The organism is Streptococcus pseudopneumoniae (assembly GCF_001072375.1).
Taxonomy (GTDB): domain Bacteria; phylum Bacillota; class Bacilli; order Lactobacillales; family Streptococcaceae; genus Streptococcus; species Streptococcus pseudopneumoniae_L.
Genome location: NZ_JVKV01000115.1, coordinates 1 through 12082 on the forward strand (window position 1 = coordinate 1; position 12082 = coordinate 12082).

General features: G+C 40.8%; 10 protein-coding genes. 1 reads left to right on the forward strand and 9 read right to left on the reverse strand.

The genetic code is table 11. The features are described from left to right. Positions 1-51: 51 nt before the first annotated feature. The 6 genes from ezrA to ADH31_RS09510 all read right to left on the reverse strand — a co-directional run bounded on the left by ezrA (position 52) and on the right by ADH31_RS09510 (position 8762). Positions 52-1779, reverse strand: coding sequence for a septation ring formation regulator EzrA (ezrA, locus tag ADH31_RS09485; RefSeq protein ID WP_049510434.1), 1728 nt, complete (start codon positions 1777-1779; stop codon positions 52-54). Between the two features lie 81 nt (positions 1780-1860). Further along, on the reverse strand, positions 1861-3807 hold the full coding sequence (gyrB, locus tag ADH31_RS09490) for a DNA topoisomerase (ATP-hydrolyzing) subunit B (protein ID WP_049510436.1): 1947 nt from the start codon (positions 3805-3807) through the stop codon (positions 1861-1863). A 14-nt stretch (positions 3808-3821) separates the two neighbouring features. Further along, complete coding sequence (locus tag ADH31_RS09495) at positions 3822-4385, reverse strand: HAD family hydrolase (RefSeq protein ID WP_049510446.1); 564 nt, start codon at positions 4383-4385, stop codon at positions 3822-3824. A 105-nt stretch (positions 4386-4490) separates the two neighbouring features. Beyond that, positions 4491-5042: a DJ-1 family glyoxalase III gene (locus tag ADH31_RS09500; RefSeq protein WP_049510437.1), complete on the reverse strand. Its 552-nt coding sequence runs from the start codon at positions 5040-5042 to the stop codon at positions 4491-4493. 10 nt (positions 5043-5052) lie between these two features. Next, positions 5053-6276, reverse strand: coding sequence for an FtsW/RodA/SpoVE family cell cycle protein (locus ADH31_RS09505; protein WP_049510440.1), 1224 nt, complete (start codon positions 6274-6276; stop codon positions 5053-5055). Between the two features lie 32 nt (positions 6277-6308). Next, complete coding sequence (locus tag ADH31_RS09510) at positions 6309-8762, reverse strand: bifunctional DnaQ family exonuclease/ATP-dependent helicase (protein ID WP_049510441.1); 2454 nt, start codon at positions 8760-8762, stop codon at positions 6309-6311. Between the two features lie 118 nt (positions 8763-8880). Here ADH31_RS09510 and ADH31_RS09515 point away from each other — a divergent pair, with 118 nt between their 5' ends. Continuing rightward, positions 8881-9066 carry a hypothetical protein gene (locus ADH31_RS09515; protein ID WP_049502716.1) on the forward strand — a complete coding sequence of 62 codons (186 nt, stop codon included), beginning with the start codon at positions 8881-8883 and terminating at the stop codon, positions 9064-9066. 23 nt (positions 9067-9089) lie between these two features. On the opposite strand, the gene ADH31_RS09520 is transcribed toward ADH31_RS09515, so the two are convergent. From ADH31_RS09520 to ADH31_RS09530, 3 genes are all read right to left on the reverse strand, one after another. Next, a complete protein-coding gene (locus ADH31_RS09520; RefSeq protein ID WP_049502717.1) occupies positions 9090-9938 on the reverse strand; it encodes an NAD(P)H-hydrate dehydratase in 849 nt (282 codons plus the stop codon). A 3-nt stretch (positions 9939-9941) separates the two neighbouring features. Next, positions 9942-10766 carry a hypothetical protein gene (locus ADH31_RS09525; protein WP_049502718.1) on the reverse strand — a complete coding sequence of 275 codons (825 nt, stop codon included), beginning with the start codon at positions 10764-10766 and terminating at the stop codon, positions 9942-9944. A gap of 127 nt (positions 10767-10893) precedes the next feature. Next, positions 10894-12082, reverse strand: a 1189-nt coding sequence (locus ADH31_RS09530; protein WP_049510444.1) for an SIALI-17 repeat-containing surface protein, incomplete at its 5' end; no start/stop codon positions are given.

Sequence of the window (12082 nt, forward strand, 5' to 3'; positions counted from 1 at the left end):
TACGAAATCAAGACTTTGTCTATCGATTTCTGTCCCACCGCCTTCACTTGATTAAAATCGAATGATTTCTCTTGTTTTTTCATATGAAGAAACAAAGCGATTTGTTACTCCTGGTTCAGCAACTTCCAAAGCTTGGGAAATCTTTTCAAAAGATGCTTGATAATCAAAGGCATTTTCAAAGATTTCTAAAGATTCATGGAAGGCTTGTTGAATCCCTTCATCAAATGATCTGTAGCGGTTAGAATATTGAAGCAACTGTTCTGTCAAGGTAGCATATTGCACGATACTATATGTTTCTGTTTCCAAAACTTCCATATCATGTGACGCGATTTCTAGGATACGATTGACAGACTCAATGTTGACTTGTGACTGTTCCAACTCTGCCATCAAATCTTCAGTACTATGACTAGCAGCAAAGAACAATTTCAAGAAGTTCTGTGGGATTCCTGGAAGATTTCTCTTTTCCATGTAGCGCTTGATCGTGTGAAGGCGATTGACGTAAACATTTGCCTTTTGACGAGCATTAACATCATCTTTTTCAATCTGTACTAGACGTTCGCTCACTGAAACTTGATCATCTTCAATTTCTTTTAATGTAGCTTGAACATTTTCTAAACGTTCTTCCAATACAGAGTAAGCTTCTGAATATTCCTCTTGTTCTGAAGTCAAATCGCTAACTGTAAGTTCTAGGGAATCCAAATCCACTTGAAGACGACGAACATGATTTACATCACTCTCAGCCATCAAGTATGTCTTGCTCAAACGCTCGATATCTTTCACCAAGACTTGATTATTGTCTTTTAAGTGGTCAAGGTAGGTTGGAAGTGTTGACAACAAGTTTTCAACAACTTTTTGAGAAGCAATCTCTCGTGTGAAAATATTATAGAGAGCATTGATTTCTTCTTGAATTTGAGTATTTTCATATTCAGCATTGTCCAATTCCAATTTTTTAATATTTTCTTGGTTATTTTTCAAGGCTTCATACAACAACTGCAAACGTGATTCAATGTCAGTTTCTACAAAGTGATAGTTGGCATCAAGCAACTTACGATAGCCAGCCTCTAGATCTTCAAGTTGATCAGGGAGTTCAGTAGTTAGTTTAGTAACAATTGCCGGAATTCTCTCTACGATATGTGTCAAAGCGAGAATATGGTTTTCCGCATTATCCAAAATTCCTGCTGCTTCAACTGGATCTCCTGAAGAGTTTAGAGTCACAAATTGAGAAAATTCTGATTGGATGTTCTCAATTTGTTTTTCAATTTCAAGGAGTGCTTGACCATATTTCTCAGAATCTTCCACGACCGATTTCTGTAGGCTTTCAAATAAATCTAAAGCATGCAAGACACGACCACTATTTTTGGATTCTTGTTTTTCTAGATCTGCCAAAGCATTTCGAATGGAAGCAATATCTTCTTCGATAAGGGTAATCTGGCTTTCGATTTGATCAATTTTGTGTTGAGCTTTCAAAAAGCGAAATGAATTATTGTAACCTTCTGCTTCAAACAGGTTATTCTCAATATCCGCAAATGAATTAAGAGATAGGTCCACCCATTTTTGATTCCACTCTCTAAATGCAATCTGACTTTGACCAATCAGATGCATATTTTTAACAGCTTCTACTTCATCGTTAACTGGAAGGTTATATAATTCTTCCTTTCTTTCTTCTAATACTGCGAGCCTCTTTTCATTGCGTTTACGTAACATAACTGCCACAACATATGCAATAATCAGAAGAGCCGCGATTGCAATCATAGTAATAATCAACAGATTATCAGACATATCAAACTCCTTTTTATACTTGAAACAATTGTAATGATTATATCATATTTTTCAAACCATGGGAACTATTTCCAAATTTTTTTAGACGTCAAGTGTACTGTAAACAGCATTTTCTTCGATAAATTCTCGACGTGGTTCTACACGGTCACCCATGAGCATATCAAAGATTTTATCTGCTTCTGCAGCATCATCAACTGATACACGTGCCATGAGACGGTGTTCAGGATTCATAGTTGTTTCCCAAAGCTGATGATCATCCATTTCTCCGAGACCTTTATATCGCTGAATAGTTGGTTTGGAACGACCTTCACTATAGCGAGCCAAGGCTTCCTGGAGACGGATTTCTTGATCTGCCCCAGGTTGGATGTATTCTTTAATTTCACTACCGACCTTAACACCGTAAATTGGTGGTTGAGCGATATAAACATAACCTGCTTCTAAAACGGGTTTCATATAACGATAAATCAAGGTTAACAAGAGGGTACGGATATGGGCTCCATCGACATCGGCATCCGTCATGATAACGAGTTTTTGGTAACGTGCCTTGCTGACATCAAATTCAGCACCAAATCCTGTCCCCATAGCTGTGAAAAGACTGCGAATTTCCTCATTGGCAAGGATCTTATCCATGCTAGCTTTTTCTACGTTAAGGATTTTACCGCGAATTGGTAAAATCGCTTGGAATTCACGGTCACGACCAGACTTTGCAGAACCTCCTGCTGAATCTCCTTCGACGATGAAAAGTTCAGTTTCAGCTGGATTGTTTGAGGAACAATCTGCTAATTTCCCTGGAAGGTTTGAAATCTCTAAACCAGATTTCTTACGAGTAACCTCACGCGCACGCTTGGCTGCGACACGCGCCTTAGCTGCCAGAATCCCTTTTTCAACGATACGCTTAGCAATCTGAGGATTTTCCATCAGGAAGTCTGAAAATGCTTCACTAAAGAGTCGGTTGGTAATCTTGACAACTTCACTATTTCCAAGTTTAGTTTTCGTTTGCCCTTCAAACTGAGGATTCGGATGCTTCACAGAGATAACAGCAGTCAATCCTTCACGGACATCCTCACCTGTTAGATTATCTTCATTGTCTTTGAGGAGTTTGTTTTTACGAGCGTAGTCGTTAATGACACGAGTTAGGGCTGTACGGAACCCTTGCTCATGGGTTCCACCTTCATGAGTATGAATGTTATTGGCGAAACTCATGACATTTTCATGGTAACCAGTTGTGTACTGCATGGCTACTTCAACTGTGATATCATCCATTTCTCCATCAGTGTAGATTGGTTTTTCAAAAATGACATCCTTGTTTTCATTGATATACTCAACATAGCTCGCAATCCCACCTTCGTAGTGGTAGTGTTTTGTTTGTTCAAGTCCCTCACGCTTGTCAGTGATGGAGATTTGAAGGCCACGATTCAGAAAGGCGAGTTCTTGGATACGTTTGTTTAATTTATCGAAATCAAAGGTTGTTGTTTCTGTAAAAATCTCTGGGTCTGGAGTAAAGTGTACGGTTGTACCTGTTTTATCAGTATCTCCAATCACCTCAAGGTCAGCAACAACATGTCCACGACGGTATTCTTGGTAATGGATTTTTCCATTTTTGTGAACACGAACATCCAACTGAGTAGAAAGAGCATTTACAACGGATGAACCTACACCGTGGAGTCCACCTGAAACCTTGTATCCGCCACCGCCAAATTTACCTCCAGCGTGAAGAACGGTAAAGACAGTTTCAACGGCAGGACGGCCTGTCTTTTCTTGAATATCAACAGGGATACCACGTCCATCATCAACAACCGTGATAGAGTCATCTGGCTCAATAAAGACCTGAATATGACTAGCAAATCCCGCCAAGGCCTCATCGATAGAGTTATCAACGATTTCCCAGACTAGGTGGTGAAGACCTTCTTTTGAAGTCGACCCGATATACATTCCTGGACGCATACGAACAGCTTCCAGACCTTCCAAAACTTGAATTTGACTGGCATCATAATCTTGTGCCTGTTGGTTTTTAATATCTTCTGTCATTTTTCCCCTTTTTCTTACATTTCTAATACTTGTCTCAATGTCACGATATTTTCAAAGAGATGCGTCGCTAAGCCAGCTGCTTGTCCAGCTTCAATGTCTATAGGTCGATCACCAATAACGATGCCAGAACCTATCTTGTACTTATCTCGCAAATAGATCATAGACTCTGGATTTGGTTTTCTCTTAAAGCCAGAGCTAGCTGTTACTACTTCTGTAAAATAGTCAGCAATTCCAGTCTTTTCAAGGATTTCCAAAACTTGGTCATTGCGATGCGAAACTAAAAAGTTCCGTCCTCCCTGATCTGAGATTTCCTCCAACAAAGCAGGTACTCCCTCAAACAAGGCAGGATGTTCAAGCTCTCGCGCTTCATTTTCCTTATATTTTTCTAAAAAATGCTCTATTGTTGGGGCAAATTGGTCAATCGCAAAAGCAGTTGACACTTTCAAGGCATTGTAAACTTTATCATGTTCTTCTTCGATTCCAAATTGAGCTAATGTTTCCACAAAAGCAGCAGTCGAAGTCTCATAATTATCAAGTAAAGTTCCACCTAAATCCCAGATGTAATCGTGATATTTCATACCCTTCATTATAGCATTTTTTTATCAAAAAAGCGACGATTTCCTTCTATTTTAACAGTAAAAAACGAGAAGAATCCCCTAATTGATAGATTCCTCTCGTTTTAGTTAATCTAATCCAAACACATCACGATAGAGCATGGCTTCTCTCAAAGCATCTGCATTTCCACCAAGTTGTTCTACTAGGTTATAAGCAAAGGCAAGGGCAGTTGCTGGACCGCGACTGGTGGTCAAGTGACCATCAACAACTACTGTTTCCTTTCGATAATGGCCATCAGCAATTTGCTCTTGGACACCATCATAGCAGGTGAACTCTTTATCCTTGAGAAGACCGGCTCGATTCAGTACAATTGGTGCTGCACAAATGGCTGCTACTTTTTTACCAACTTGCTCAAATTTTTGAAGTTCAGCAATCAATTGCTCATTATCACGCAAGTGAGCTGAACCTGGCATACCTCCTGGTAAGACAATCATGTCGTACTCAGATAAATCACCATCAAACACACGATCTGCTTGTACTTGAATGGCATGTGATCCCGTCACTCGGGCTTCAAAACCAACCATATGACAAGCAATATTGGCACGACGTAATACGTCCACCACTGTTAGGGCTTCGATTTCTTCAAAGCCATCTGCTAAGATAACTGCTACTTTAGCCATGATTTACTCCTTATTTAACTTTTTTCAAAACAACTTTCTTCCGTTTAAATCTTGTCTTACCGCTCTTTTCTTCGGCTAGATGCGTTTGATAACTCATCGATAGAAGCAATCCAACACCGATCAGATTACTGATAATGGCTGATCCCCCTTGGGAAATGAAAGGCAAAGGAATCCCCGTCAGAGGTAGCAGGCCTGTCACCGCCCCAATGTTTTCAAAGATATGGAACAAGAGCATCATAATAAATCCAGTTGAAATGTAGGTATAAAATTGATTATTAGACTTCAGAGTGATTTTTAACATTCGATAGATAAGTAGGAGATAAAGTGTAATTACAAGGACAGAGCCGATAAAACCAAAATCTTCTGCAATAACTGTAAAAATCATATCACTCTCACGAACGGGAATGAGGAGATTGGATACATTAAATCCTTGACCAAATAAACCTCCACTTCCGATGGCGATTTGCCCTTGGGCCTGTTGATAGGTGGTCGTTTGTGCATAATCAAAGGGATTGAGCCAAGCAAGGATACGGTTGATCTGATAAGTTGGCATCCCGATCTGATGCATAAAGGCACGCCCATCTTTTGTGATGAAAATTGCCAAAAATCCTGCAATTCCTGACACAACTGTCGCAAAAATTGGAATGATAATTTTCCATGATACCCCAGAAAGCAAGACGAGTCCAGCAAAGATTGCGACAAAAACCAAGGCCGTTCCTAAGTCACTCTGTAAGGCCAGTAAAACTAAAACTGGCAGTGTGAAGACAATCAACCACAATATCAAGTGAAAGTCTAATGCAATCGTTCGTTCTTTTTCCTTATGTTTTTGTGTGAATTGGACAATGACCCTAGCCAAGATCAAAATATAGGAAATTTTCATGAATTCGGAAGGTTGGAAAAGTGTCACTCCTCCAATTGACACCCAGTTTTTAGCCCCTGTTGCTGCCACCAAATTGGGATTGTAAAAAACCAAGGGTAAAACCATAAGGGCTAGACCTAGAGCGTAGAGATAGGGAGTCGATTGCCATAAAAATTTTGTATTAAAGAACATGACTACAAAGCTGATGATAATTCCCAAGACGATCCATGCAAGTTGCTGACCGAGAATAGGCCAAATATTATGTGGGTAGTCATGACTGACTGCTATGTAAATAGCCACCACTCCAATCACCAGCAAACAGAATACTGGTAAAATCAAACTATAATCGACCCGAGAGTCGAGAGAACGTTTCATAAAGGTCTCCTTCATTCTTTCAGATGTTTATTTTATTTTTTGTGTAAAAATTCTTGAACTTTTGAGAATACTTGCTCTTTGCCAACTTCTCTCACTCGACTAGTCTGTGACAAGGCCTTGCTAATCTGCTTTCCATATCGCTTGCTTGTCATTCGGCTATCCAAGATAAGGACAGAGGAGCGTTGTCCAAGACGACGCATGGTTCTGCCAATCGCTTGTTTGAGGCGAATAATAGCCATAGGAAGTTGATAGTCATAGAAAGGATTTTTCCCTTCAAGGCGGAGTTCCTGATTCATTTTTTTCGTAAAGGGATCTTCTGGATTTTGGAAAGGCAAGCGTGTCACCACTTCAATTACTCGAGGGTGAGTTGCAAAATCAACTCCCTCCCAAAAACTTCCTGTCCCTAGTAAGAGTTGAGAGTCTCCTCTTTCAAATCGTTTCTTGAGTTGAGCAGGATCTCCGTTCTTATACTGGGCTAGATGAGGCTGAGATAGAGAGTCAGACACCTGCAACAAAAGGTCTTTTGAAGTGAATAAAACGAGCATGGGTTCTTCAAGATAGGACAAATCTTCCAGCACTTCCACGAGAGCCTGAGCATAGTCTTCTTGAGAGGTTTCTGTCACCAATGGAAAATCCTTAACAACCAAGATTTCTTGATTTTCTTGAAAATTCTCATCCAATTTGTCAAAGGCTGCATGAGGAAATCCCATTAGTTCTGGTAAAGATACCCTGCTACTAATTTCCATGGTCGCAGAGACAGCTAATAGCTGACAAGTCTCTGGAAAAATCTGTGAAAAGAGCAGACGTTGATTGCGACTGGAAGAAATGACAACCTTCTTGCTAGACAAGTCTGAGGCTGATAGCCAAAATTCTCCATCAGTGCAGAAAAATCGCTGATAGTCCTGAAAACCTTGAACTTCTAACTCGGAAAAATCCTGTTGGAGTTGCGCCATTGTAGTCGTCGGGCACATTCTTCGTTTGCCAGATAGGAACTGGTCCATCAAGTGACAAAGCTCAAAGCGAATACTCTCCATCAAGCGTCTCTGAAGCGTCCCTTTTTCTCGAACTAAGGCTTGATCTAGCTGGTCTACTATGTCGTTTAAAACGAAACTCTTCTGCGAAAGATTTTCCAAAGTTAATAAGATCTTCTGGGCCTCATCCAAGATCAAGAGACGGCCCTCTAGTAGACTGGGATCATCCTCAAGTCGGGTAACGAGATAAGCATGATTGGTCACAAGTAGCTGGCAAGAGCGAGCTTTTTTCTGCCCCCGTCTCCAAAAATCCTCTAACCAAAAGAGAGAAGCTTTGGGAAGATTCCCATCATGTACCAAGTTTGGTAAAAACTGCTGGTAGCGATAAAGTTGTCCAATCTCATCTAAATCTCCAGTTTCTGTTTCGGTCAACCAAACTAGAAGTTGCATCTTAAAACGTGTGTACAAGCGATTGGACTCTTCTTCCTCTAGTACATGATGAAAGGCATCTAGTTTTAGATAATTCTGTGGTCCTTTAAGATTATGAATCGAAAGGTGAAAGACCTCTTCCAATCTACGAGCCTCTTCATGCATGACTTGATTTTGTAGAACTTTAGTAGGAACACTGAGAAGGATTCCTTTTTCGTTTTCTAGTGAGAAAGCGGGTAACAAATAGCCGTAGGTTTTCCCAATTCCAGTCTGAGCTTGCACAAAAGCAATTTTTTCATTCTGTAGAAAATCTTGAACCTTTTGAGAAAAACTAGCTTGTGGGGCTCTATCTTCCAAATCCAACAAGGCAATATTGGTTTGGAAATCTTTAGATAGTTTACGTGGAGAAAGGACTGGTTTTTCCTTTTTCAAAAACAGACCCTGCACCTCCACTAAGTCATGTTCTACAAGGATGGACTGCTTCTGATAAACTTCCTCAATGACCAGATAAGACTCATATAATAAACCATCTGACAAACTTAACAAGCGCTCCAATAAGCCTTTTGGCAATTGAAACATTTTTTGTCGCATACAGAGAAAGAGTTCTGCTGTTGCTTGAGCATCTGATAGGGCCGTATGGGCTTTTTCTAGTGAAATTCCCAACTCTTGACAGAGAATCCCCAGGTTATATTTTTCCTGCTGAGGATAAAACACCTGAGCCAACTCGACTGTATCGATACGGGGAGTGCGCAATTCATAGCCCTCAAAAAAGAGAAATTCTGCCAACAAATTGGCATCGAACTGGACATTGTGCGCAACAAAAACACCGTCCTTGACCAAGTCAAAAATTTTTCCAGCCACCTGAGAAAATTCCGGTGCCTCTGCTAGTCGCTGATCGGTCAAGCCCGTTAATTCTTTGATATGAGAATCCAAGGGTTCGTGGGGATTGACATCCGTTGCAAATTGTTCAACAATCTCGCCATTTTCAATGACCACGATTCCCACTTGGATAATTTTTGCCTTGCTTCCGGTACTGGTCGCCTCTAAATCCACGACCACGTACCGATCATTTCTAAAAGTCATCATTAAAAATTATATCAAAATTTACACAATTTGACATCCATGAACTTTATTGGAAGGGTCAAGTTTCTTGCAAGTTTTTCTAAAAAATGATTGAATAGAAGTTTAGAAAAGGAGGGAAATCATGAACCCATTAGATTTGTTTAATCAAGTAAAAGAGCTAATCGAGAAAAAAGATTTGACTGCTGCAAAAACCTTTGTCGAAGAAAATAAGGATCAACTCGGTGAATACCTTAATCAAGCTCAAAGCTTGATTTCAGGTTCAGAAGAAATCGGTAATCTTGTTGATAAGGTCAAAGGACTCTTCTAATCCTTAAAAGGCACCTGAAAACCTCAGGTGTCTTTTTGTATTTTCTTCATGAATGCTGGGATATGTTGACTAATCGTAGTTGGCATGACGACATAATTGTCCTCAGCTAGTTCCTGAGCAATTGCTGAATGTAAATAGGTCGCTACCGTCACTCTTTCATAGAGACTTGCTTGGGGAAATTGGCCTGCAAAGCCAGCGATCATCCCAGCCAGAGTATCCCCCATGCCGCCAGTTGCCTGATAGGGACCGCCAACACCCAGCTGATAAAAATCAGCATGCCCGGCTTGCCAGATTCGAGTAGCTGGACCTTTTTGGACTAAAATCGTTTCTGAAGGAAAGCCCTTCAAAGCATCTCCTGTTTCCTTGCTTCCTTGGGAATCCAAATCTAAGCCTGACAAGACTTGCCATTCCCTCTGGTGAGGAGTTAAAACTAGATGGGCTTTGGGAAATTTCATTCCCGTCTTCGCAAAAATGGATAAGGCACCACCATCCAGTATGAGAGTCTGGTCTTGATTTAAATGAAAAAAAACTGTTTGGAGAAGCTGTTCTCCACGCTCATCATCCACTAATCCAGGTCCAACCAAGACAACACTTGCTTTCTTCAACTGTTGCTCCAGTAATTGCTTATCATCAAGGTCAAAAGCCATAGCCTCTGGCAGATGGCTATGCAGAGCTGGAATATTCTCCTTATCCGTTGCTACTGTCACCAATCCTGCGCCACTTTTAACAGCCCCTAAGGCAGCCATAACAATCGCTCCCCCATAGGGATAAGTCCCTCCAATCAAGAGAAGACGCCCGTAGTCTCCCTTATGACTAGAACGAGAACGCTCGATGATCACTTTTTTCAGTAGAGCTTGATCAATCTCTTTCATAAGCTACTCCTTCAATTTATCCTTACCATGTAGTACTTGATTAACCTTGGTATTCCAAGCCTGTAACCCTTCTCCCTCATAGTCTAGGTAAATCACTCTATCTTGTAATTGACAAGGAATCAAACCTTCAAAACAAGCCTTATCTTTTGAAGGAATAACACACAAATGAAGAAAGGTATCCAAATCTAAACTATCTCTTACCTTCGCAACATGATAGCCATCAAAGATATAACCTGGCGCTTGAATTAATTCTTCATACAGAAAATGAAAACTAACGCCAGGAATGAACTTTTCTTGCAATTCCTCCTCAGACGGTGCCCGTTCTAACAAACGCTCCATTGCGAGTCGGTAACCCGAAGACGTATTAGACCATCCGAACATAATATAGTCAAAATAGTCTGCTAGATCAGAAGCTGCATTACGACTATCTGTAACTAGCTCAGCCCCACTTTTACCAAATACTTTAACCGCTGACATGAGTTTTCCAGTCTGAAAAATAGCCTGAGCCACTTCAACTGTACAAGTATGACTACAATAATCTGAAGTAACCAACTTCCTCTGGATATCATAGGTAGAAGCTACAAGGCGATGACTTGGCCTGTATGGAGGAAAATAGCTGTGCTCTTGCAAGTAATCATGAATTTGTATATTTAATTCAAGATCCTCACATTCCATAATTGTCTGACGATGATGATCCTGTTCGTAAGCAATAAACTTTGCTAGCTTCTCCAATTCCCATTTTTGAATCTGAGGATAGTTTTCAAGAGCAAATTGATACATCCCATCCCACTGAAGACTAAAATCTGCATTACAAACTTTTACAAGCATGGTCCTTCTCCTCACATTCTCTTACCTTCATTATACACCTCACTACCCAATTAATAAAGGAGAAGACTATGCTATCTTCTCCTTTATTTATAATAATTAGTTTTTTAGAGCTGGGAGTTATCAGTCCTTATTTTTCTTTACGTTTAACAGTTAGTAGAGCCACTGATAAAACAAGACTGAGACCTGCTAGGAAGACAGCTGTATCAGATCGACTTTCACCTGTTTCTGGAAGTCTTGCTGAATTTTCTTTTCCTGGATTATTTCCAGAAACCTCTCCCTGAGCTGCTAGCCCATGAGCTTGGTCTACTGATTCTACTGGTTCTTGATTTTGCTCTTTATAGACAATCGCATAAAGTCCTAGATCTTTGGTTGTAAATTCAACCATGTCACCTACAAGCGTCACCTTTTGAACCTGCAAGCCTTGATCTAAGCTCATGTGATAAACTCCTTGAACCTGTCCCTTGACTGGTAATCTCACTAGGACAGCACCTTTGAGTTCAACTTTTTGGTTGTCCTTATCTAGCAATTTCACTTGATAAGCATCGTAGTGCTTACCAGCTAATTCTTGACGTAGAACCTTCTGCACTTGAAGCTTGAGGTCTTTAGATAACTCTGTAGTTAGCCCTGCTACCAGAACTCCAGTTTCCTTATCAGTCAAAATTCGAACCTCTTCGGCTGGTTTAACAAGACTTGGTGCAGCTTCATTTCCTGTTGTAGCCACTGTTCCTGTGTATTCTGGCAACTCATTCTTGACAGCTTCAGCAGCATTGACGCCACCTGTAAATTCTGGGACTTCATTCTTAGCTGCCTCTACTGCATTGACACCACCCTTGAATTCTGGGATTTCTACTACTGGAGCTGGTTCGTCACCTACTGTACCGATTGCATTTGTGTACTCTGGTAACTCATGCTTAGCCGCTTCTACTGCATTGACACCACCCTCAAATTCTGGCACTTCTACTACTGGAGCTGGATCCTCACCTGCTGTGCCAACTGCCTCTGTGTATTCTGGTAACTCGTTTTTAGCGGCTTCTACTGCATTGACTCCGCCCTCAAATTCTGGCACTTCTACCACTGGAGCTGGCTCGTCGCCTACTGTGCCGATTGCATCTGTGTATTCTGGCAATTCATTCTTAGCCGCTTCTACTGCATTGACACCACCTTCAAATTCTGGAACTTCTACGACTGGAGCTGGCTCGTCACCTGCTGTCCCAATTGCATCTGTGTATTCTGGCAACTCATGCTTGGCAGCTTCAGCAGCATTGACACCACCCTCAAATTCTGGAACTTCTACGACTGGAGCTGGCTCGTCACCT